The 20,296-nt window shown below is 74.1% G+C and carries 20 protein-coding genes; 9 read left to right on the forward strand and 11 right to left on the reverse strand.

What is annotated here, in order from left to right:
• Nucleotides 1-17: 17 nt before the first annotated feature.
• From carB to pyrR, 5 genes are read right to left on the reverse strand one after another with little or no spacing between them, the layout of a single operon-like run.
• The gene (gene carB / locus QP090_RS02970) at nucleotides 18-3,383 is read right to left on the reverse strand and encodes a carbamoyl-phosphate synthase large subunit (protein WP_285936883.1); all 3,366 of its coding nucleotides are present in this window, start codon (nucleotides 3,381-3,383) and stop codon (nucleotides 18-20) included.
• A complete protein-coding gene (carA, locus tag QP090_RS02975) occupies nucleotides 3,383-4,507 on the reverse strand; it encodes a glutamine-hydrolyzing carbamoyl-phosphate synthase small subunit (protein ID WP_285936884.1) in 1,125 nt (374 codons plus the stop codon). The genes carB and carA overlap by 1 nt, the downstream gene beginning before the upstream one ends.
• Nucleotides 4,504-5,802, reverse strand: a complete 1,299-nt coding sequence (locus QP090_RS02980; RefSeq protein ID WP_285938552.1) for a dihydroorotase — start codon at nucleotides 5,800-5,802, stop codon at nucleotides 4,504-4,506. Before QP090_RS02980 ends, carA begins: the two co-directional genes overlap by 4 nt.
• Nucleotides 5,803-5,816: 14 nt before the next feature.
• Complete coding sequence (locus QP090_RS02985; protein WP_285936885.1) at nucleotides 5,817-6,761, reverse strand: aspartate carbamoyltransferase catalytic subunit; 945 nt, start codon at nucleotides 6,759-6,761, stop codon at nucleotides 5,817-5,819.
• Nucleotides 6,758-7,318, reverse strand: a complete 561-nt coding sequence (gene pyrR, locus QP090_RS02990) for a bifunctional pyr operon transcriptional regulator/uracil phosphoribosyltransferase PyrR (RefSeq protein ID WP_285938553.1) — start codon at nucleotides 7,316-7,318, stop codon at nucleotides 6,758-6,760. The genes QP090_RS02985 and pyrR overlap by 4 nt, the downstream gene beginning before the upstream one ends.
• Nucleotides 7,319-7,767: 449 nt before the next feature.
• Here pyrR and bldD point away from each other — a divergent pair, with 449 nt between their 5' ends.
• Nucleotides 7,768-8,262 carry a transcriptional regulator BldD gene (gene bldD / locus QP090_RS02995; RefSeq protein WP_160819162.1) on the forward strand — a complete coding sequence of 165 codons (495 nt, stop codon included), beginning with the start codon at nucleotides 7,768-7,770 and terminating at the stop codon, nucleotides 8,260-8,262.
• Between the two features lie 130 nt (nucleotides 8,263-8,392).
• Here bldD and QP090_RS03000 read toward each other — a convergent pair whose 3' ends face one another.
• Nucleotides 8,393-9,337 carry a LysR family transcriptional regulator gene (locus tag QP090_RS03000; protein ID WP_285936886.1) on the reverse strand — a complete coding sequence of 315 codons (945 nt, stop codon included), beginning with the start codon at nucleotides 9,335-9,337 and terminating at the stop codon, nucleotides 8,393-8,395.
• 88 nt (nucleotides 9,338-9,425) lie between these two features.
• Here QP090_RS03000 and QP090_RS03005 point away from each other — a divergent pair, with 88 nt between their 5' ends.
• Both QP090_RS03005 and QP090_RS03010 read left to right on the forward strand, forming a co-directional pair.
• The gene (locus tag QP090_RS03005) at nucleotides 9,426-10,361 is read left to right on the forward strand and encodes a zinc-binding dehydrogenase (RefSeq protein ID WP_285936887.1); all 936 of its coding nucleotides are present in this window, start codon (nucleotides 9,426-9,428) and stop codon (nucleotides 10,359-10,361) included.
• Nucleotides 10,358-11,398, forward strand: a complete 1,041-nt coding sequence (locus QP090_RS03010) for an alpha/beta hydrolase family protein (RefSeq protein ID WP_285936888.1) — start codon at nucleotides 10,358-10,360, stop codon at nucleotides 11,396-11,398. The genes QP090_RS03005 and QP090_RS03010 overlap by 4 nt, the downstream gene beginning before the upstream one ends.
• Nucleotides 11,399-11,502: 104 nt before the next feature.
• On the opposite strand, the gene QP090_RS03015 is transcribed toward QP090_RS03010, so the two are convergent.
• From QP090_RS03015 to QP090_RS03025, 3 genes are all read right to left on the reverse strand, one after another.
• A complete protein-coding gene (locus QP090_RS03015) occupies nucleotides 11,503-12,921 on the reverse strand; it encodes an MFS transporter (protein WP_285936889.1) in 1,419 nt (472 codons plus the stop codon).
• A gap of 90 nt (nucleotides 12,922-13,011) precedes the next feature.
• A complete protein-coding gene (locus tag QP090_RS03020) occupies nucleotides 13,012-13,515 on the reverse strand; it encodes an SAV_6107 family HEPN domain-containing protein (RefSeq protein WP_285936890.1) in 504 nt (167 codons plus the stop codon).
• A 300-nt stretch (nucleotides 13,516-13,815) separates the two neighbouring features.
• Nucleotides 13,816-14,763 carry a LysR family transcriptional regulator gene (locus QP090_RS03025; RefSeq protein WP_285936891.1) on the reverse strand — a complete coding sequence of 316 codons (948 nt, stop codon included), beginning with the start codon at nucleotides 14,761-14,763 and terminating at the stop codon, nucleotides 13,816-13,818.
• 89 nt (nucleotides 14,764-14,852) lie between these two features.
• On the opposite strand from QP090_RS03025, the gene QP090_RS03030 reads away from it, so the two are divergent.
• Nucleotides 14,853-15,458, forward strand: a complete 606-nt coding sequence (locus QP090_RS03030; protein ID WP_285936892.1) for an ATP-dependent Clp protease proteolytic subunit — start codon at nucleotides 14,853-14,855, stop codon at nucleotides 15,456-15,458.
• Between the two features lie 57 nt (nucleotides 15,459-15,515).
• Here QP090_RS03030 and QP090_RS03035 read toward each other — a convergent pair whose 3' ends face one another.
• Complete coding sequence (locus tag QP090_RS03035) at nucleotides 15,516-16,301, reverse strand: L,D-transpeptidase family protein (RefSeq protein ID WP_285936893.1); 786 nt, start codon at nucleotides 16,299-16,301, stop codon at nucleotides 15,516-15,518.
• 69 nt (nucleotides 16,302-16,370) lie between these two features.
• Between QP090_RS03035 and QP090_RS03040 the strand changes: the two genes are divergently transcribed.
• The 5 genes from QP090_RS03040 (at nucleotide 16,371) to QP090_RS03060 (ending at nucleotide 19,301) form a co-directional block, all read left to right on the forward strand.
• A complete protein-coding gene (locus QP090_RS03040; RefSeq protein WP_285936894.1) occupies nucleotides 16,371-16,838 on the forward strand; it encodes a YbaK/EbsC family protein in 468 nt (155 codons plus the stop codon).
• Nucleotides 16,838-17,191, forward strand: a complete 354-nt coding sequence (locus tag QP090_RS03045) for an arsenate reductase family protein (protein ID WP_285936895.1) — start codon at nucleotides 16,838-16,840, stop codon at nucleotides 17,189-17,191. The genes QP090_RS03040 and QP090_RS03045 overlap by 1 nt, the downstream gene beginning before the upstream one ends.
• Nucleotides 17,192-17,272: 81 nt before the next feature.
• Nucleotides 17,273-18,289, forward strand: a complete 1,017-nt coding sequence (locus QP090_RS03050; RefSeq protein ID WP_285936896.1) for a hypothetical protein — start codon at nucleotides 17,273-17,275, stop codon at nucleotides 18,287-18,289.
• Nucleotides 18,290-18,298: 9 nt separating this feature from the next.
• Nucleotides 18,299-18,631 (forward strand): hypothetical protein, encoded by a 333-nt coding sequence (locus QP090_RS03055; RefSeq protein WP_285936897.1) that lies wholly within the window; start codon nucleotides 18,299-18,301, stop codon nucleotides 18,629-18,631.
• Between the two features lie 73 nt (nucleotides 18,632-18,704).
• Nucleotides 18,705-19,301, forward strand: a complete 597-nt coding sequence (locus tag QP090_RS03060) for a GNAT family N-acetyltransferase (RefSeq protein ID WP_285936898.1) — start codon at nucleotides 18,705-18,707, stop codon at nucleotides 19,299-19,301.
• Here the strand turns inward: QP090_RS03060 and metF are convergent.
• A complete protein-coding gene (gene metF, locus QP090_RS03065; RefSeq protein ID WP_285936899.1) occupies nucleotides 19,244-20,173 on the reverse strand; it encodes a methylenetetrahydrofolate reductase [NAD(P)H] in 930 nt (309 codons plus the stop codon). The two genes, QP090_RS03060 and metF, sit on opposite strands and share 58 nt — an antisense overlap.
• Nucleotides 20,174-20,296: the final 123 nt, after the last annotated feature.

The raw sequence follows: 20,296 nt of genomic DNA on the forward strand, positions 1-20,296 counted from the left end.
CCCCGGCCCGGCGCTGTCTACCCGGGCACCGCCTCCGCACCGCCGGACGGGGCGGTCCGGCCGTGCGCGCCGCGCATCCGCTCGGCGTGCTCCTGGAGGGAGCGGACGCCGACCAGGTTGCCCGCGATGGCCTCGATGCCCTGCACGGCCGCGGCGAGGCCCTGCACGGTGGTCACGCACGGTACGCCGCGCAGGACGGCCGCGGTGCGGATCTCGTAGCCGTCCAGGCGCGGCCCCGACTGACCGGGGCTACCGAAGGGAGTATTGACGATGAGGTCCACCTCGCCGTCGAGGACGCGCCGCACGATGGTGGGCTCGCCGTCGGATCCGGGGCCTTCGCTCTGCTTGCGCACGATCTTGGCACGCACCCCGTTGCGCCGCAGTACCTCGGCGGTCCCGGCGGTGGCCAGGATCTCGAAGCCGAGATCGGCCAGCCGCTTCACCGGGAAGATCATGTGCCGCTTGTCCCGGTTGGCGACCGACACGAACGCGCGGCCCTTGGTCGGCAGCGAGCCGTAGGCGGCCTGCTGCGACTTGGCGTAGGCGGTGCCGAACACCTCGTCGATGCCCATCACCTCGCCGGTCGAGCGCATCTCCGGGCTGAGGACGATGTCGACGCCCTGGCCCTCGGCGTTGCGGAACCGGTCGAAGGGCAGGACGGCCTCCTTGACCGCGATCGGCGCGTCCAGCGGCAGCGAGCCGCCGTCGCCGGTCTCGGGCAGCAGCCCCTCGGCGCGCAGCTCGGCGATCTTCGCGCCCATCATCACCCGGGCCGCGGCCTTGGCGAGCGGCACCGCCGTCGCCTTGGAGACGAACGGGACGGTGCGGGACGCGCGCGGGTTGGCCTCCAGCACGTACAGGACGCCCGCGGACAGCGCGTACTGCACGTTCATCAGCCCGAGCACGCCGATGCCCTCGGCGAGCGCCTCGGTGGACTCGCGGATGCGCCGCACGTCCTCGTGGCCGAGGGTGATCGGCGGAAGCGCGCAGGCCGAGTCGCCGGAGTGGATGCCGGCCTCCTCGATGTGCTCCATGACGCCGCCGAGGTAGAGCTCCTCGCCGTCGTAGAGGGCGTCCACGTCGATCTCGATGGCCTCGTCGAGGAACCGGTCGATCAGCACCGGGTGCTCCAGCAGGTGCCCCTGGGCGTGCAGCGCCATGTACGACTCCAGCGTGGCGTCGTCGTACACGATCTCCATGCCGCGCCCGCCCAGCACGTACGAGGGCCGCACCAGGACCGGGTAGCCGATCTCGGTGGCGATCTCCAGGGCCTCCTCGTAGGAGGCGGCGGTGCCGTGCTTGGGCGCGAGCAGCCCGGCGCGGTGCAGGACCCGCCCGAACGCGCCGCGCTCCTCGGCGAGGTGGATGCTCTCGGGCGAGGTGCCGACGATGGGGACGCCCGCGTCCTTGAGCTTCTGCGCGAGGCCGAGCGGCGTCTGCCCGCCGAGCTGGACGATGACGCCGGCGACGGTGCCCGACTGCTGCTCGGCGTGCACCACCTCCAGGACGTCCTCCAGGGTGAGGGGCTCGAAGTAGAGCCGGTCGGAGGTGTCGTAGTCGGTGGAGACCGTCTCGGGGTTGCAGTTGACCATCACGGTCTCGTAGCCGGCCTCGGCCAGCGTGAACGAGGCGTGCACGCAGGAGTAGTCGAACTCGACGCCCTGCCCGATCCGGTTGGGGCCGCTGCCGAGGATCAGCACCTTCGGCTTGGCGCCCGGCGGGACCTCGGTCTCCTCGTCGTAGGCGGAGTAGAGGTAGGGCGTCTGCGCCTCGAACTCGGCCGCGCACGTGTCGACGGTGAGGTAGACGGGCCGCACGCCGAGGGCGTGCCGCAGCTCGCGGACGACGTCCTCGGAGATGCCCCGCAGCCCGGCGATCTGCGCGTCGGAGAAGCCGTGCCGCTTGGCGTGTACGAGCTTGTCCCTGGTGAGCGCGTCGTCGGCGGTGCGGACCTCTTCGGCGATCTCGTTGACGGCCGCGATCTGGTCGAGGAACCAGGGGTCGATGCCGGTCGCCTCGTACAGCCGCTGGACGGTCGCGCCGGCCCACAGGGCGCGCTGCACGTCGCCCAGGCGGCCGTCGTGGGGACGGCTCGCCCGCTGGACGAGCTCCTCGGCGTCGCCGGGCTCGCCCGTCCAGGAGAACGAGGAGCCCTTCTGCTCCAGCGACCGCAGCGCCTTCTGGAGGGCCTCGGTGAAGCAGCGGCCGATGGCCATCGCCTCGCCGACCGACTTCATGTGGGTGGTGAGGGTGCTGTCGGCGCCGGGGAACTTCTCGAACGCGAACCGCGGCACCTTGACCACGACGTAGTCGAGCGTCGGCTCGAACGAGGCCGGGGTCTCCTTGGTGATGTCGTTGGAGATCTCGTCGAGGGTGTAGCCGATGGCCAGCTTCGCCGCGATCTTGGCGATCGGGAAGCCGGTGGCCTTGGACGCCAGCGCCGACGAGCGCGACACCCGCGGGTTCATCTCGATGACGATCATGCGGCCGGTGGCCGGGTGCACGGCGAACTGGATGTTGCAGCCGCCGGTGTCGACGCCGACCTCGCGGATCACCGCGATCGCCACGTCCCGCATGTTCTGGTACTCGCGGTCGGTCAGCGTCATCGCGGGCGCGACGGTGATGGAGTCGCCGGTGTGCACGCCCATCGGGTCGAGGTTCTCGATCGAGCACACGATCACCACATTGTCGGCCCGGTCGCGCATGACCTCCAGCTCGTACTCCTTCCAGCCGAGGATCGACTCCTCCAGGAGCACCTCGCTGGTCGGGGACGCGTCGAGCCCGGCGCCGGCGATGCGGCGCAGGCCGTCCTCGTCGTGGGCGAAGCCGGACCCGGCGCCGCCCATGGTGAAGGAGGGCCGCACGACCAGCGGGTAGCCGAGGTCGCCGGCGGCGGCCACGCACTCGTCCATCGTGTGGCAGACGGCCGACCGGGCCGACTCGGCGTTGAGGCCCTGCTCGCGGGCGACCTTGGCGACGACCCCCTTGAACCGCTCACGGTTCTCGCCGGCCTGGATCGCGTCGACGTCGGCGCCGATCAGCTCGACGCCGTAGCGCTCCAGCACGCCGGCCTCGAAGAGCGCGATCGCGGTGTTAAGCGCGGTCTGGCCGCCCAGCGTGGGCAGCAGCGCGTCCGGCCGCTCCTTGGCGATGATCTTCTCGACCACCTCGGGGGTGATCGGCTCGACGTAGGTGGCGTCGGCGAACTCCGGGTCGGTCATGATCGTCGCTGGGTTGCTGTTGACCAGGGTGACCCGCAGGCCCTCGTCCCGGAGCACCCGGCACGCCTGGGTGCCGGAGTAGTCGAACTCGCACGCCTGGCCGATCACGATCGGCCCGGAGCCGATCACCAGGACGGACTTCAGGTCTTCGCGCCGCGGCATTACCTCGACCCTTCCATGATCTCGCAGAACCGGTCGAAGAGCCCGGTGGCGTCGTGCGGTCCCGCCGCCGCCTCCGGGTGGTACTGGACGCTGAACGCGGGCCGGTCGAGCAGCCGCAGCCCCTCGACGCAGCCGTCGTTGAGGTTGACGTGCGACACCTCGGCACGCCCGTACGGGGTGTCGAACGGCGCGTCCGTCGGCGCGTCCACCGCGAACCCGTGGTTGTGCGCCGACACGTCGACCTTGCCGGTGGCGCGGTCCTGCACAGGCTGGTTGACGCCGCGGTGCCCGAACCGCATCTTGTACGTGCCGAGCCCGAGGGCCCGGCCGAAGATCTGGTTACCGAAGCAGATGCCGAAGAACGGCGTCCCCGCGTCGAGGACGCCCTTCAGCGCCTCCACCGCGTAGCCGGCGGCGGCCGGGTCGCCGGGGCCGTTCGAGAAGAACACCCCGTCGGGCGCGACCGCCAGGATCTCCGCGGCGGTGCTGGACGCGGGCAGCACGTGCACCTCGCAGCCGCGCTCGGCCATCCGGTGCGGCGTCATCGCCTTGATGCCGAGGTCGACGGCGGCGACGGTGAACCGCTTGGCGCCGAGCGCCGGGACGACGTAGGGGTCGGCCGTGGACACCTCGCGGGCCAGGTCGGCGCCCGCCATCGGCGCGGTCTCCAGCACCCGCTCGAGCAGCGCCCGCTCCCCCGGCTCCAGCGCCGCCTCCCCGCTGAAGATCGCGGCGCGCATCGCGCCGCGCTCGCGCAGGTGCCGGGTGAGCGCCCGGGTGCCGGGCATCGCGATGCCCACCACGCCCTGGTCGCGCAGCGCCGACCCGAGCGAGCCGGTGGCCCGCCAGTTGGACGCCACGCGCGCCGGTTCGCGCACCACGTACCCGGCGACCTGGATCCGGCCGGACTCGGGGTCCTCGTCGTTGACGCCGGTGTTGCCGATGTGCGGAGCGGTCATCGCCACGATCTGCCGGGCGTAGGAGGGGTCGGTGAGGGTCTCCTGGTAGCCGGTCATGCCGGTGTTGAAGACCATCTCGCCGAAGGTCTCGCCCTCGGCGCCGTACCCGGCCCCGTGAAAGACCCTGCCGTCCTCGAGGATCAGGATCGCAGGACTAGGACTCACTGGAGCTTCCCTTCAAGGACGGTCGGCCTGCCGCGCAGGAACGTGGCGACGACCCGGCCGGGCAGGTCCAACCCCGCGAACGGGGTGTTGCGGCTCTTGGACGTCATCGCGGTCGGGTCGACGACGCGGCGCGGCGCCGGGTCGTACAGCGTGATGTTGGCGGGCGAGCCGGCCTCGAGCGGGCGGCCCTGGCCGGACAGCCGCCCGATGCGGGCGGGGCGGAACGACATCCGGTCGGCGACGCCGGCCCAGTCGAGCAGGCCGGTGTCGACCATGGCCTCCTGGACCACCGGGAGCGCGGTCTCCAGGCCGATCATGCCCATCGCGGCCACCGCCCACTCGGTCTCCTTGTCCTCGACCGGGTGGGGGGCGTGGTCGGTCGCGACGCAGTCGATGGTGCCGTCGGCGAGCGCGTGCCGCAGCGCGGTCACGTCCTCGGCGGTGCGCAGCGGCGGGTTGACCTTGAAGATCGGGTCGTAGGACTCGGCGCGGCCGTCGTCCAGCAGCAGGTGGTGCGGGGTGACCTCGGCGGTGACCCGGCAGCCCTTGCCCTTGGCCCAGCGGATCAGCTCCACCGATCCGGCCGTGGAGACGTGGCAGACGTGCAGCCGCGACCCGACGTGCTGGGTCAGCAGCACGTCCCGGGCGATGATCGCCTCCTCGGCCACCGCGGGCCAGCCGCGCAGCCCGAGCGCGGCCGACATCTCGCCCTCGTTCATCTGGGCGCCCTCGGTGAGCCGCGGCTCCTGCGCGTGCTGGGCGACGACGCCGTCGAACGCCTTGACGTACTCCAGCGCCCGCCGCATGATCACCGCGTCGGACACGCAGTGCCCGTCGTCGGAGAACACCCGGACCTGCGCCGCGGACTCGGCCATCGCGCCGAGCTCGGCGAGCTGCTCGCCGGCGATGGAGCGGGTGACGGCGCCGACCGGCTGGACGTCGCAGTACCCGGCCTCGCGGCCGAGCCGCCAGACCTGCTCGACCACGCCCGCGGTGTCGGCGACCGGGTCGGTGTTGGCCATCGCGTGCACGGCGGTGAAGCCGCCCATCGCGGCGGCCCTGGTGCCGGACCCGACGGTCTCGGCGTCCTCCCGGCCGGGCTCGCGCAGGTGGGTGTGCAGGTCGACCAGGCCGGGCAGCGCGACCAGGCCGCCCGCCTCGACCACCTGGGCGCCGCCGGCGTCCAGGCCGGGGCCGACCGCGGCGATCACGCCGTCGCGGACCAGGATGTCGGCGGGCTCGCCGCCCAGGATCCGGGCGCCCTTGATGAGGATCGCGGGGGTGGTGCCGTTCATGCCGTTCTCTCCGCTCACTCGGAGACCTCCTTGCCGATGGCGGGCTCGGAACCGCCGAGCAGCAGGTAGAGCACGGCCATCCTGGCGCTGACGCCGTTGGCGACCTGCTCGACGATGGTGGAGCGGACCGAGTCGGCCACCTCGGCGGCGATCTCGACGCCGCGGTTCATCGGGCCGGGGTGCATCACGATCGCGTCGTCCGACATGCGCGCGAACCGCTCGGTGTCGAGCCCGTAGCGGCGGCTGTACTCGCGCACGCTCGGGAAGTACGCGGCGTTCATCCGCTCCTGCTGGACCCGCAGCATCATGACCACGTCGCTCTTGGGCAGCACCGCGTCGAGGTCGTAGGAGACCTGGCACGGCCAGGTGCCGATCGCGACCGGCAGCAGCGTCGGCGGCGCGACCACGGTGACGTCGGCGCCGAGAGTGTGCAGCAGCAGCACGTTGGAACGCGCCACCCGGCTGTGCAGGACGTCGCCGACGATGGTGACCTTGCGGCCCTCCAGGTCGCCGAGGCGGCGGCGCATCGTGAACGCGTCGAGCAGCGCCTGCGTCGGGTGCTCGTGGGTGCCGTCGCCGGCGTTCACCACGCTGCCCCGCACCCATCCGGCGAGGCGGTGCGGGGCGCCCGAGGCGGGGTGCCGGATGACCACGCCGTCGGCGCCCATCGCCTCGAGGGTGAGCGCGGTGTCCTTCAGGCTCTCGCCCTTGGAGACGCTGGAGCCCTTGGCGGAGAAGTTGATGACGTCGGCCGACAGCCGCTTGGCGGCGGCCTCGAACGAGATGCGGGTGCGGGTGGAGTCCTCGAAGAACAGGTTCACCACCGTCCGGCCGCGCAGCGTGGGCAGCTTCTTGATGGACGAGCGGCCGGAGACCTGCGCGAGCTCCTCGGCGGTGTCGAGGATGAGCAGCGCGTCGTCCTTGGTCAGGTCGGCCGCCGAGACCAGATGGCGCTTCACTCCGCCTCACCCCGCTCGCTCAGCAGGACGGCGTCGCGGGCGTCGTTCTCGGCCAGCAGGACCTTGACCGTCTCGCGCATCGAGGTCGGCAGGTTCTTGCCCACGTAGTCGGCGCGGATCGGCAGCTCGCGGTGGCCGCGGTCGACCAGGACGGCGAGCTGGACGGCGCGCGGCCGGCCGAGATCGTTCAGCGCGTCCAGCGCGGCCCGCACGGTGCGGCCGGAGAACAGCACGTCGTCGACCAGGACCACGACGCGGTCGTCGACGCCCCCCGGCGGCAGCTCGGTGCGGCCGAGCGCGCGGGCGGGCTTCATCCGCAGGTCGTCGCGGTACATCGTGACGTCGAGCGAGCCCCAGGGCACCGGCCGTCCCTCGACCTCGCGCAGCAGGTCGGCCAGCCGCTCGGCGAGCGTCACACCGCGGGTCTGGATGCCGAGCAGGACGACGTCGTGGCCGCCCTTGGTGCGTTCGAGGATCTCGTGCGTGATGCGGGTGAGGGCGCGCCGGATGTCGGGGCTCTCCAGAACGGCCTTGGGCCGGGAGTCACCGTCTGCCACGCGCGGCCCGCCCGGATCGTCGGGCCTGAAGGCAGCATTCACCACCGTAACCTCCTTTCCCGCCTCACTGGACGGGTCTTAAAGGACGCCTTGTCCCCCTCACCGTAGCAGCCCCGACACGCCGGGCCGAACCCGGCATTGGCGCGTCTTACCTGGTGAGAGGGGTCACACTCGGAGTCCCGCGGGAGGCCGGGAAGCCCGTGCGGCAAGGGCCCGGCGCCCGGTCCGAGGGGCTTCCCGGCGATCCGGACGACCCGGATCGAGACCTGCGGATTCGACCGCTTTTTTCCAATCGGCTTGACCTGGGGCCGTCACCGTTTTACCGTCACTGTCCGTAACCATCCCTGGAGACAGAGCCTTGAGTCCATCCGGTCCAAGGAACTGTCCCCGCCCGGTCGACCGACCGGGATCCGACAGCGACGACGAAAGTGAGCCTGGGGGGCCGCGAAATGCCGTCTGAATACGCTAAGGCTCTCGGCGCGCGCCTGCGCGCCATCCGCACCCAGCAGGGCCTGTCCCTGCACGGAGTGGAGGAGAAGTCCCGAGGCCGCTGGAAGGCCGTCGTCGTGGGCTCCTATGAGCGGGGCGACCGCGCCGTCACCGTTCAGAAGCTGGCCGAGCTCGCCGATTTCTATGGCGTGCCGGTATCCGAGTTGCTGCCCGGCGGAGCCGCGCCGAGCCCGCTCGGGCCTACACCCAAGCTCGTGATCGACCTCGAGCGGTTGCAGCAGCTTCCGAAAGACAAGGCCGGTCCACTCGCCCGTTACGCCGCGACGATCCAAAGCCAGCGGGGCGACTACAACGGAAAGGTCCTGTCCATCCGCCAGGAAGACCTGCGTTCACTCGCGGTCATCTACGACAAGTCCCCGACCGAGCTCACCGAGGAGCTCATCACCTGGGGAGTGCTCGACCCCGAGGCGCGCCGCGCCGTCGAGGCGTTCTGATCCCGGCCGAGGCTGAGGCGTCCCCCCGGCGTCTCGACTCCTGACACCGTGCGGGCCCGGCGGCGACCACCGCCGCCCGGTCCGCGCTCCGGCCCGCGTCCCCTGGCATCCGCCACGGACGCGGGCCGGGTCATGTCCGGAGGCGTTCGCCCTCGGGCAGCCAGTCGCGTCCGGGGACGTACTCCAGCCAGCGGCTCTTGTCGCCCTCCTCGGCGAACCCCGCCACGAGCGTGTCCAGCAGGGGATGCCCGGCCCCGGTCCGCCACAGCAGCGACCACGCGTACAGCGGGGTCGGGTCGGCGAGCGGGATCGACCTGATGCCGGGAACGTCCGGCAGCGGGCTGTCCGCGGGGAAGAGCGAGAAGCAGCCGGGATCGTCCCTGATCTGTTGCAGGAAGTGCTCCGACCCCAGGTTGGCGCCGCCGCCGCGCGCGTCGATCCCGAAGTGGCCCGCGAAGCGCGCGAGGAAATCGAGCCGCTCCAGCGCGCTCGGGGCGCGCAGGACGCTGCCGCGCAGCCGCTCCGGCCGCAGCACGGTCTCGGCGGCGAGCGGGTGCCCGGCGCCGACGACCGCGTCGACGGGTTCGAGCCGGACCAGCCGGTGGGTCAGCCCGGCGTCCCACCGTCCGGGCAGCGGGTGGACGCGGCCGAAGCCGACGTCGGTTCCCCCCGAGGCCAGCGCCGCGGCTACCGAGGGCAGGTCGCGGGCCGGACCCGGCTCCAGGGCGAGGTCGGGGATCCGCGTCGCGACGCTGGCGACCGTCCGCATCGGGGTGTAGAGATGCCCCCACACGTCGATCCGCAGCGGCCGGTGGGCGCCGCGCACGGCGGCGGCGGCCTCGGCCGAGGCCGCGAGCGCCCGCCGGGCCGGCTCCAGGAAGCGCCGTCCGGCCGCGGTCGGGCCCGCGCCGCGCGGGCCGCGGTCGAGCAGCCGCGCGCCGAGGGCGGCCTCCAGCCGGACGATCCGCTTGGACAGCGCCTGCTGGCTGATCCCCAGCCGCTCGGCGGCGCGACCGAAGTGCGCCTCCTCCACGGTGACGGCGAACGCGCGGACCTGGGCGAGGTCGAGGTCCATGATCATCATCCTAGGCGACAACCGCCGGTTGTCGGGCCTGCTCGGCGGTTGTTGGACCGGGCGGCGGGCGCGGCGGTTCGCTGGGCGCATGAGGAGACTGATCCCGACGGGCGACCCAGCCCGTCCCGTCACGCCCGCCGAGGCCGAGCAGCCGGTGCCGGCCCCCGGCGAGGCGCTGGTCAAGGTCGAGGCGTTCTCGCTGAACCGGGGCGAGACGTTCCTGCTCGAGGACCCGCGTCCCGGCCTGCTGCCCGGCAAGGACGTCGCCGGGCTCGTCGTGCAGCCCGCCGCCGACGGCTCGGGCCCGGCGGTCGGCACCCGCGTCGTGGGGCACCCGCCCTCCGGGGGCTGGGCCGAGTACGTCGCCGTCCCCACCCACTCGCTCGCCGGGCTGCCCGGCTCCATCACCTCCGTCCAGGCCGCGGCGCTCCCGCTCGCGGGGCTGACCGCGCTCCGGCTGCTGCGCGCGGCGGGCGCGATCGCGGGCCGGCGCGTCCTGCTGACCGGCGCCTCCGGCGGCGTCGGCCACTACTTCGTCGAGCTCGCCGCGGCGGCCGGCGCCGAGATCACCGCCGTGACCGCGTCGGCCGGACGCGGCGCGCGGCTCGCCGAGCTGGGCGCCGTGCACGTCGTGCGGGACGTGGCCGGGGCGGACGGCCCGTTCGACCTGGTGCTGGAGTCGACCGGCGGGCCCGCGCTCGCCGCCGCGCTGGCCGCGCTGGCCCGGCGCGGCACGCTGATCTGGTTCGGCCAGGCCGGGCGCGTCCCGGTCACGCTGGACTTCTTCGACTTCTTCAAGGGCCCCGAGTCCGCCGTGATCCGGCACTTCCACTACACCGACTCCGGCACGCCGTACGGCCGGGACCTGGCCACGCTGGTGCGGCTCGTCGCGGCGGGCCGGCTGCACCCGGAGATCGGCGCCGTCAACGACTGGTCCGCCACCGCCGGCGCGCTCGTCGACCTGCGGGAACGCCGCGTCCGCGGCAAGACCGTCCTCACCCTGGCCACTGGAGGCTCCCGATGACCTCGTTCCTGGACCTGCCCGGCATCGTCCCGGCCTTCGTCGAGGGCAACCGGTCGCGCGCCGCGGGCGCCGGGCTCGACCCGTACGGGTACGACCGCGTCACCTCCGGGCTCGCGTCGCTGCACGACTGGCCGGACGCCTTCCGGCAGATGGGCCGGGAACATCTGGCCCGCGCCGGGAACGCCGCGTCCGGCCGGTCCGCCGGAGAGCACTACCGGGACGCGGCCCGGTGGTTCCACTTCGCCGTGCTGCTTCCGCACCCCGACCGCGACGCCGCCGGCGAGGCCGCGCAGGAGTCCGACCGGGCGATGGCGCGCGCGCTGGAGATCCTCGACCCGGGCGCCCGCCGCGTGGAAGGGCCGGGTTTCGCGGGATGGCTGCGGCGGCCCGCCGCGGACGGGCCCGAGGACGGGGACGTCCCCACGGTCGTGGTCGTTCCGGGGCTCGACTCCAGCAAAGAGGAGTTCCATGGCGTCGTCGAGGCGCTGCTGTCCCGGGGCGCCGCGGTGTTCGCGATGGACGGTCCCGGGCAGGGCGTGCTCGCCGTCACGTCGGCCCCCGAGGCCGCCTACCACCGGGTGCTGGGGCGCGTGATCGACGCGCTGGGCGTCCCGGAGGTCGCGGTGATCGGCCTGAGCCTGGGCGGCTTCTACGCCGCCGAGAGCGCCGCGTACGAGCCGCGGGTCCGCACGACCGCGACGGTCAGCGGGCCGTACCGGCTCGACTGGGACGGGCTGGCCCCGTTCGTCACCGAGACGTTGGCCCAGCGCTCGGGCGGCGTCGAGCCCGCCCGCGAGTTCGTCCGCGCGATCGATCTGACCGGGGCCGCCGGGCGGATCACCGGCCCGCTCCTCGTGGTCGACGGCGGCCAGGACGTCATCCCGGGGGCGGTGAACGGCGCGCCGCTCGCCCGGACGGCCCCGCAGGGCGAGTACCTCCTGGTCCCCCACGGCGACCACCTGCTCGGCAACGCCCGCGCGGACTGGCTCCCCGCCACCGCCGACCGGCTCACCCGCCCCGTCCCGGCGGGCGGCTGAGGCCACGGCGAACGGTGGGTGCCTCGTCCCAGGTGAGCCGCCGGGACCACGGGCGAAGGGGGCGGGGCAGGGCGTTCATCGCCCCAGCATAGGAACCGGGCGCGTCAGCGCACGGCCTGAGCGGGCTCCCTCTCGGCGCGGGTCCCGGTGCGCCGCGCCGGGCGGCGCGGCGCGAGGAGGGCCAGGACGGCGACGCCGGCCATGACCGCCGAGCTCACCGCGAACCCGGCGGCGAATCCGGGCCGGGTCGGCTGCCCCGCGGTCACCGAGGCCGCCACGATGACCGCGCTCACCTGGGTGCCGAGGGACGCGCCGACCGTCCGGACGAGGGTGTTGATGCCGGTCGCCACGCCCGTCTCCCCCGCCGGCACCTCCAGCACCACCAGGTTCGCGACGGCCGCGTAGGCCAGCCCGAGCCCGACGCCCCGGGCGAGCCCGCCGGCGTAGAGCTGCCACATGGCCTCGCTCTGGACGGCCACGAACGCGTACCCGGCGCCGGTCAGGACGGCGCCCGCGCCGAGCACCGCGCGGGACCCGATCCACCGGTGCAGCAGCCCGGCGGACAGGCCCGCCGCCGTCATCCCGGCGCTCGCGGGAAGCTGGAGGAGCGCGGCCTCGGTCGCCGTCCCGCCGAAGCCGAACCCGCCCCGCTCGGGGAGTTGAACCAGGAGCGGGAACAGCAGCCCGCCCGCCATCAGCGCGTACCCCGACAGCAGGGACGCGAGGTTCGCCGTCCACACGCCCCGCCGCCGCATCAGCCGCAGGTCGACCAGCGGCTCGCGGACGCGGGACTCCACCCGCAGCCAGACGCAGGCCAGCGCGGCGGCCAGGAGCAGCAGGCCGAGCACCCCCGGGGACGTCCAGCCCCAGTCCATCCCCTGGGTGAGCGCGGTCAGCGCCGCCACCAGCCAGGCCGCGAACAGTGCCGCGCCCCACCAGTCGACCCGGGCGGCGGCGCGCGGCGGCGACGCCGGGACGAGCCACCAGGCGGCCGGCAGCCCCGGCAGCAGCCCGATCACCGGCACCCACAGCAGCCACCGCCAGCCGAGCAGGTCGATGATCGGCCCGGCCAGGCACCACGACACCGCCCCGCCGAGCCCGAGCATGGACGACATCAGCCCGATCGCCGAGGCCGTCCGCTCGGGCGGGAACACGTCCCGGATGATCGTGTACGCGAGCGGGAACACGCCGCCGCCGATGCCGCCCAGGGCCCGTCCGGCCAGCATGACCGGCAGCGAGCCGGCCACCGCCGCGACCACCATGCCCGCGGTCGCGACGGCCAGGACGACCAGGAGCACCCGGCGCGGCCCGTACAGGTCGCCGAGCCGTCCGACCACCGGCGTCGCCACCGCCGCCGACAGCGTCATCGCGGTCAGCGCCCAGGCGGCGCCCGAGGGCGTGGTGTGCAGCCCGCGCTGGAGCAGCGGGAGCGCGGGCGTGACCACCGCCATCGACAGCGAGTAGGCCATCACCCCGAGGAAGGCCAGCAACGGCACCAGACCCCGACCGCCGCGCGCCGCCACCGTCCCCGCCCTCCTTAGTTCGCCTGCCTAACGATCTCACAGGCGGGAGGACGGTCGCCCGGCACGGTCACCGGTGCGCATCCGCCACGATCACCCCGCGCGGACGTCCGGGACGGGCAGGGTGGGCTGGCCAATGACGCCCAGGGTGTCCTCGACCAGGGTGACGAAGACCTCGGCGTCGCGCAGCAGCTCGTCGGCCTCGGGCCCGGTGACCGCGCGGGGCAGGCCGGCCTCGGCGGCGGCGCGCTTGTCGGCTCCGGCGGCGAAGAAGGCGGCCCATTCCCGCAGGGCGGGCTCGGCCTCGGGCAGCAGCACCCAGACACTGCGCGGACGGCCGCGGCGGTGCGTCTCCAGCGGCTCCTTGGACGCCAGGACCGCCGCCGCCGCGCGCAGTGCCGCCAGGTGGGCGCACACATAGCGGACGGCGGGGGAGGTGGCCTCGGCGGCCTCGGCGAGGCCCGTCCGGGCCGCGTGCAGCTGCCCGACGGCCGTGTGGACCGGACGGGGCGGCGGGAGCGGCCTGGGGCGCGGGCCCGGCAGTGCTGCGGGGTGGACGGCGGAGTGGGCTCCGCGCTGGCTCGTCGTTGCGGACATGACTGCCTCCTTCCGGGGCTGGGGCCGGCCGGGCGGAGAGCTTCCCCTCACTCCGCCCGGCCGTGTGTCCCCGCCGCCGCCGCGCGCACGGCCGCGGCGGGGACGTCGCCCTGGCACGGGCCGCGAGCCCCGCACCACCTCGAACATAAGTTCGAGGTATGCACAGTAAACCCTCCTGACGCCGATTCGTCAATGTGTTCGAACACGTGTCGGCACACTCAGCGATCACGGGGCGATCACCCAGGTCAGCCTCCCGCCGCCGGGCGGCCGGACGGCGCCGGAAGGGCCGGCGAGCCGCCGTCAGGAAGACTGCTCGCGGTAGGCGTCCGGGAGCCAGTGCCCCTCGCCCGGCAGGTCCGGCACGGGCAGCAGCCCGAGCATCCTGCGGAGGCCGGGCCCGCGGTCGCCCTTGCGCCAGACCACGCACCACGGGACGAGCGGGACGGGATCGACCAGCCGGATGCGGTGCAGGCCGAACCCCGGCGGGACCTCGATGCACGCCTCCCCCAGCGCGACGGCGGTCCGCTCGCGGCGGACCAGCTCCCCGTAATGCCAATAGCCCACGGCGGGCTCGCCGAAGCGCAGCGGCGCGCCGAAGCGGCGCGCGAGCGAGGACAGGTAGGCGCGCGCCTCGACCGCCCCGGAGGGATCGGGCATCGCGATCCCGGCCTCGCGCAGCTCGGCCGGGCGCAGGGTCTCCCGGGAGGCGAGCGGATGGCCCGCGCCGACGAAGGCGTGCATGTGCTCGACGTGGACCAGCCGGCGCGCGAGCTCGGGCGGCCAGGGCCCCGGCAGGTCGCGCGCCTGCCCGAACGCCGCGTCGATCTCGCCGTTCAGCAGGGCGGGCAGCGCGAGCGCGAGCCCCTGCCGCATGCTGGGCTCGAACCGCAGCCCCGGGTCGCGGTCGATCAGCCCCCGGACGATCCGCATCGGGCTGAACCGCTCGTCGTAGATGTCGACGCGCAGCCGCCCGCCGTCCTGCCCTCCGGCCGTGCGGACGGCCGCGACCGCGGTGTCGAACGCGGTGACCGCCTCCTGCGCGAGCGGCAGGAAGCGCCGTCCGGCCGCGGTGAGCGAGACCCGGCGCGTGGTGCGCTCGAACAGCGGTGTCCCGAGCGCCTGCTCCAGCCTGCGCACGCGTTTGGACAGGGCCTGCTGGGTGAGGAACAGCCGCTGGGCCGCGCGGCCGAAGTGCATCTCCTCGACGGCCGCGACGAAGGCGCGCACACCCGGCAGGTCGACGTCCATGGAGTCAGCCTCGATTGACAGCCCGCGGTTGTCAATTCGGCCCGAACACTTGTTTGACGCCCGTGGTGAGCTGCGGATTTGCTGGGGTCATGACTTCGACCCACCTTCCGACGTCCCGCGCCGCCGAGGCCCCCCGCCCCGGCGGCGAGCCGGTGTTCGAGCGGCTCCTGCGCGAGCGGATCATCTTCCTCGGCCAGGAGGTCGACGACGCCATCGCCAACCGGATCTGCGGCGAGATGCTGCTGCTGTCGGCCGAGGACCGCGCCCGCGACATCCACCTGTACATCAACTCGCCCGGCGGCTCGGTCACCGCCGGGATGGCCATCTACGACATCATGCGGTTCGTCCCGAACGACGTCGCGACGCTGTCGCTCGGCTTCACCGCCTCGATGGGGCAGTTCCTGCTCTCGGCGGGGACGCCCGGCAAGCGCTACGCCCTGCCGCACGCGCGGATCCTGATGCACCAGCCGTCCGGCGGCATCGGCGGCTCGGCCTCCGACATCAAGATCCAGGCGGAGAACATGCTCGCCACCAAGCGCACCATGCAGGCGCTGATCGCCGAGCACACCGGGCAGACCGTCCAGCGGATCGAGGCCGACTCCGACCGCGACCGCTGGTTCACCGCCGAGGAGGCCAGGGCCTACGGCTTCGTGGACGAGGTCGTCGCCCACACGCCCCACATCGCCGCGGCCTGACCCGGCCTCGCCGCGGCGCGGCCGGCCCGGACGACGGGGCCACTGGGGGCGGCGGGGTCAGCTGGGACGGCGGACGTGCACCGGCACGTCCGTCCGCACCAGCCCGGGAAAGTACTCCGCGACGTGCATCGGCATCCGCACGCACCCGTGCGAGGCCGGGTACCTCGGCACGTCCAGCGCGCCGTGGAAGGCGATGCCGCCGTTGAAGTAGACCGGGTTGTAGAGCCGTCCGAGCGGCGAGACCTCCCAGCCGGACGCCCGCCGCCCGGTGCGGAAGTCGCCGGTGCCCGTGCTCGCGTACCGGCACCGGGCGACCGTCGCGCCGCGGTCCTTGGCGCAGTAGTGCTCCCCCGAGCCGGACGACACGTGCGTGATCAGCGCGGGCCTCCCGCCCTTGTAGACCACCAGGAACTGGCGGCGCAGGTCGACGTCCACCCGGTCGGCCTCGCGCCGCTTCGCCACCGGCCGCGGACTCCTGGGCGCGTCCAGGGCCGCCCAGAACGCCTTGTCGGTCCTGCCGGTCATCTTGGTCCGGTTGACCGCCTGGAACGCCCACACCGCGAGCTGAGTGGACGTCCCGAACGTGCCGTCGGCCTTGCCCGGGTCGTAGTGCAGGGCCTTCAGCCTGCGCTGGAGGTCCTTGACGTCCCGGCCCTTCGACCCGGGCTTGAGCCTGCGCCGCGCCGGCGGCGGCGCCGGGGCCCGCGCCGAGGAGCGCGCGCCCGGCGACGACGGCGCCGGCCCGCCCGCCCCGGCCCCCTCCGCCGGCATCCCCCGGTCGCAGCCCGCCGCCAGCACGGCGGGGATCACCAGCAGCGCGCCCGTCCACACCCGTACGCTCATCGATCTCCCTCGCGTCCGCCCCGAAGCTCCGCGTCCATCCGAGTTCCGAACACCATAAAGTTGCTTCCCATGCATGCCAATGTCGAACGTGTGACGAAGGTGCTGAGGGACGCCGGCGCCGCCGTGGAGATCGTGGAGCTGCCCGAGCCCGCCCCCACCGCGCAGGCCGCGGCGGAGCAGGTCGGCTGCGAGGTCGGCGCGATCGCCAACAGCCTGGTCTTCGATGCCGACGGCGCGCCGCTGCTGGTGCTGACCAGCGGGGCGCACCGGGTCGACACCGCCAGGGTCGCCGCCCTGGTCGGCGCCGCGAAGGTCAAGCGGGCCACCCCGGACTTCGTCCGCGCGGCGACCGGCCAGACGATCGGCGGCGTCGCCCCCGTGGGGCACCCCGCGCCGATCCGTACGCTCGTGGACGTCTGGCTCGACCGTTACGACGAGGTCTGGGCGGCGGGCGGCATCGTGCACACCGTCTTCCCGACCTCGTACAAGGAACTGCTGCGCGTCACCGGCGGCACGCCCGCCGAAGTGGGGGACTGATGGAGATCTGGCACAACCCGCGCTGCTCGAAGAGCCGCGCCGCCAAGTCCGCGCTGGACGAGGCGGGCGTCGCCTACACCGAGCGCCGCTACCTGGACGACCCGCCCTCGGCCGAGGAGCTCGACGCGGTGCTCGTCGGGATCGGCGCCGAGCCGTGGGAGGTGGCCCGACTGAACGAGCCCGTCGCCAAGGAGCTCGGCCTCAAGGACCTCGAACACGACCGCGCCCGCTGGATCGCGCTGATGGCCGCCCACCCGGTGCTGATCCAGCGGCCGATCGTGGTGACCGGCGACGGGCACGCCGTGGTCGCCCGCGATGCCGAATCGGTACGGCGCGCTCTCGACAGCGAGTGATGCGAGTGTGATGGTGGGGAGTCGAGCCACGGCTCTCGGTGCGGCGTGCGAGACAGGCGTACGAGACCCAACGGAGGGGCGATGACCGCGCAGATGCGCACGGGCCCGGCCGCGCGCGATCCCTCGTTCCGGGGGATCGACCCGCCCGCGCTCAACCAGGTGATCAGGCAGCTCCAGGACGCCGAGTCCGCGATCCGGGGCTGGCTGAACGGGCACCGTCCCCCGCCCGGCGTGTCCGCCGCCGGCTACCGGCAGGCCGACGAGGTCGCCCGGTGGGCGGCCGACCAGCTCGGCATGCTGACCCGCCGCTACAACTTCGCCGTCACGCACCCCGACAAGGGCGACGGCGTCCAGGCGCCCACGCCCCCGTCCCCGGCTCCCGGCCCGGGACCGTCCGGCGGCGGCGAAACCGGCGGCGGCCCCGGGGTGGGCGGCTCGCCCGAGTCCGGGTCCGGTTCGGGCGGCGGGTCCGGTGGGTCCGGCGGCCCCGGTTCGGGCGGCGGGACGTTCACGCCGGTCACCCCGCCGAAGACCGGGCCGTCCCCCCGGCAGCCCACGCCGAACGGCGCGGGCGACCTCGGCGCCTTCCCCGACCGGCGGGCCGCGGCCAAGGCCGCCAAGGCCGACGCGCTCGCCGTCGCCGCCGCGGCCGGGGGCGGGGGGCGGGTCCCCGGCTCGGTCTGGACGCACCTGAAGGCCAACGCCGGCGATCCCGACTACACCGAGAAGCTCTATGAGGGCCTCGGCCCGGCCGCCACCGCCGGGCTGCTGCGGTCGGCCGAAGGCGACCGGGCCCGGCTCGCGGTGATCGAGGAGTCGCTCGGCACCGCCAGCCACCACCTGACCATGGACACCAGATGGCTGCGCGCGTTCCTCGCCGAGGCCGGGCGGGCCGGGGTCCGCCCGGTGGCCGTGCAGGTCCTCACCGGCGCCGACATGAGCCGGCGCACCCGCGAGGCGCTCGGCGGGCTCGACCTCGGCTCGGCGTCCCCGCACGCCGCCGAGGCCGGTACCGGGGCCGGGGACCGGCCGCACCAGGTGCCCCTGCTCAAGGACGATCCCCAGTCGCGGCCGGCCGCGTCCGCGCCCACCGGATGAGAGGTCGCGATGGCCGCTCCACCTCCCCCCGGCGCCCTGCCGCCGCCGCTCGACTCCGCCGCGGCGGCCGAGCTGTCGCCGACCGAGCGCCCCAACCCCGACTACCGGCAGCTCTACCAGGCGTACGTCGACGCCTACGGCAGCATCGACAAGCTGCGGCGGGCGCTCGACCCGTCCGTCCGGACCCTCGGCGGGACCGACGCGTGGCTCGGCCCGGAGGCGCGGGATTGGGGCGGGCAGCTCGACACCAGCCGCGGCGCGCTCCAGAAGGCCGCAGACCGGATCCTGTGGGACATCTACGACCGCCTCAGCGCGACCCGCCGGAGCGTCTCCCGGGTTTGAGGGGTCCGATCGGCCGGACGGGCCGCGCGGGGCGGCCCGCGGGGCGGTCCCGGAACGGTCTAGTCTCTGGCGGGTGAGGGAGCCGAAGCTGCGCGAGGTCGACGAACGCGCCTTCCTGCGCCGTCTCACCCCGATCCTCGGGGTGTACGAGGCGGCGATGCGGCCGCCGCCGGAGCAGTTGCCGGGCCGGCACACGATCATGGAGCGGCACACCGCGTACCCGCGGTTCCGGGCCTGGGTGGCCGAGCGCCCGCGCCCGCTGCCGGGGCTGGGCGGCACCGTCCGGGGCTTCGCGTACGGGTTCCACGGGACGAGCGGGCAGTGGTGGCACGACGTGGTGCGCGGCGCGCTGGCGGACCTGGGGGGCGAGGAGCACGCCGCGGCCTGGCTGGACGACCCGTTCGAGGTCGCCGAGCTGCACGTGCACCCGGACGCGCAGGGCCAGGGGCTCGGCCGCGGCCTCCTCGGCGCGCTGTGCGCGGGCCGGACCGAGCGGACCGTGGTGCTGTCGACGCTCGACCTGCGGCCCGACTCCCCCGCCCGCCGGCTCTACCGGTCGGTCGGCATGGTCGACCTGATCACCGGCTTCGCCTTCCCCGGCGGCGGGCCGCGCTACGCGATCATGGGCGGGGCGCTGCCGCTCACCGCGGCCCCGGCGAGCAGCCCGTAGACCTCGCGGGTCGCGGTCGACTTGTTGAAGGTGATGAAGTGGATGCCGGGCGCGTCCTGGTCGAGCAGCTCCCGGCAGACCTCGGCGGCATGCTCGACGCCGAGCCGGCGGACCGCCTCCGGGTCGTCGGCGACGGCCTCGAAGCGGGCCCGCACCTCGGCCGGGAACGGCGCGCCGGACAGCTGCTCGGACCGCTCGATGATGCTCATCTGGGTGACCGGCATGATGCCCGGGATGATCGGCACGTCGCAGCCGGCCGCGGCGACCCGGTCGCGCAGCCGGAAGTAGTCCTCGGCGCGGAAGAACATCTGGGTGATCGCGTAGTCGGCGCCGGCCCGGCACTTGTCCACGAAGTGGCGGGTGTCGCTCTCGATGTCGGCCGAGCGCGGGTGCTTGTAGGGGAAGGCCGCCACGCCGACGCAGAAGTCGCCGTGCGAGCGGATCATCCGGACCAGGTCGGCGGCGTACTCGACCCCGTCGGGGTGCTTGGTCCACTCCCCCATCGGGTCGCCGGGCGGGTCGCCGCGCACCGCGAGGATGTTGCGGACGCCCACCGAGGCGAACCGGCCGATCAGGTGCCGCAGCTCGGCCTGGGAGTGCTCGACCGCGGTGAAGTGCGCGACCGGGGTGAGCGTGGTGTCGGTCGCGATCCGCTCGACGAGGTCGACGGTCTTGTCGCGGGTGCCGCCGCCGGCGCCGTAGGTCACCGACACGAACGTCGGCTGGAGCGACTCCAGCTCGCGGATGGCCCGCCAGAGGTTGCGGACGCCCTTCTCGGTCTTGGGCGGGAAGAACTCGAAGGAGAAGGACCTGCCCCCGGACGCGAGAAGCTCACGGATGGTGGGGGCTCGTTCGGGGCGCAGGCGTCGCATCCTCCAAGACTACAGAAGCCCCCTGGCCTGCGGTTCATCCGATCACGGACGCAACCATCCCAAACCACCCGCGCCGATTTGTCTGCAAATCTCCCGATAATCCGGAACCTTCTGGGGCATTTT

The sequence above is a fragment of the Actinomadura xylanilytica genome, assembly GCF_030283145.1.
Classification (GTDB): Bacteria; Actinomycetota; Actinomycetes; order Streptosporangiales; family Streptosporangiaceae; genus Spirillospora; species Spirillospora xylanilytica.

What these genes read in the sequence shown, in the direction of transcription:
- QP090_RS03040 (WP_285936894.1), top strand. Translation starts at nt 16,371, where the DNA reads ATGCATGCCAATGTCGAACGTGTGACGAAGGTGCTGAGGGACGCCGGC.
- QP090_RS02980 (WP_285938552.1), bottom strand. Translation starts at nt 5,802, where the DNA reads ATGAACGGCACCACCCCCGCGATCCTCATCAAGGGCGCCCGGATCCTG.
- QP090_RS03020 (WP_285936890.1), bottom strand. Translation starts at nt 13,515, where the DNA reads ATGTCCGCAACGACGAGCCAGCGCGGAGCCCACTCCGCCGTCCACCCC.
- carB (WP_285936883.1), bottom strand. Translation starts at nt 3,383, where the DNA reads ATGCCGCGGCGCGAAGACCTGAAGTCCGTCCTGGTGATCGGCTCCGGG.
- QP090_RS03010 (WP_285936888.1), top strand. Translation starts at nt 10,358, where the DNA reads ATGACCTCGTTCCTGGACCTGCCCGGCATCGTCCCGGCCTTCGTCGAG.
- QP090_RS03030 (WP_285936892.1), top strand. Translation starts at nt 14,853, where the DNA reads ATGACTTCGACCCACCTTCCGACGTCCCGCGCCGCCGAGGCCCCCCGC.
- QP090_RS03035 (WP_285936893.1), bottom strand. Translation starts at nt 16,301, where the DNA reads ATGAGCGTACGGGTGTGGACGGGCGCGCTGCTGGTGATCCCCGCCGTG.
- bldD (WP_160819162.1), top strand. Translation starts at nt 7,768, where the DNA reads ATGCCGTCTGAATACGCTAAGGCTCTCGGCGCGCGCCTGCGCGCCATC.
- QP090_RS03045 (WP_285936895.1), top strand. Translation starts at nt 16,838, where the DNA reads ATGGAGATCTGGCACAACCCGCGCTGCTCGAAGAGCCGCGCCGCCAAG.
- QP090_RS03025 (WP_285936891.1), bottom strand. Translation starts at nt 14,763, where the DNA reads ATGGACGTCGACCTGCCGGGTGTGCGCGCCTTCGTCGCGGCCGTCGAG.
- QP090_RS03000 (WP_285936886.1), bottom strand. Translation starts at nt 9,337, where the DNA reads ATGGACCTCGACCTCGCCCAGGTCCGCGCGTTCGCCGTCACCGTGGAG.
- QP090_RS03005 (WP_285936887.1), top strand. Translation starts at nt 9,426, where the DNA reads ATGAGGAGACTGATCCCGACGGGCGACCCAGCCCGTCCCGTCACGCCC.
- metF (WP_285936899.1), bottom strand. Translation starts at nt 20,173, where the DNA reads ATGCGACGCCTGCGCCCCGAACGAGCCCCCACCATCCGTGAGCTTCTC.
- QP090_RS03055 (WP_285936897.1), top strand. Translation starts at nt 18,299, where the DNA reads ATGGCCGCTCCACCTCCCCCCGGCGCCCTGCCGCCGCCGCTCGACTCC.
- QP090_RS03050 (WP_285936896.1), top strand. Translation starts at nt 17,273, where the DNA reads ATGACCGCGCAGATGCGCACGGGCCCGGCCGCGCGCGATCCCTCGTTC.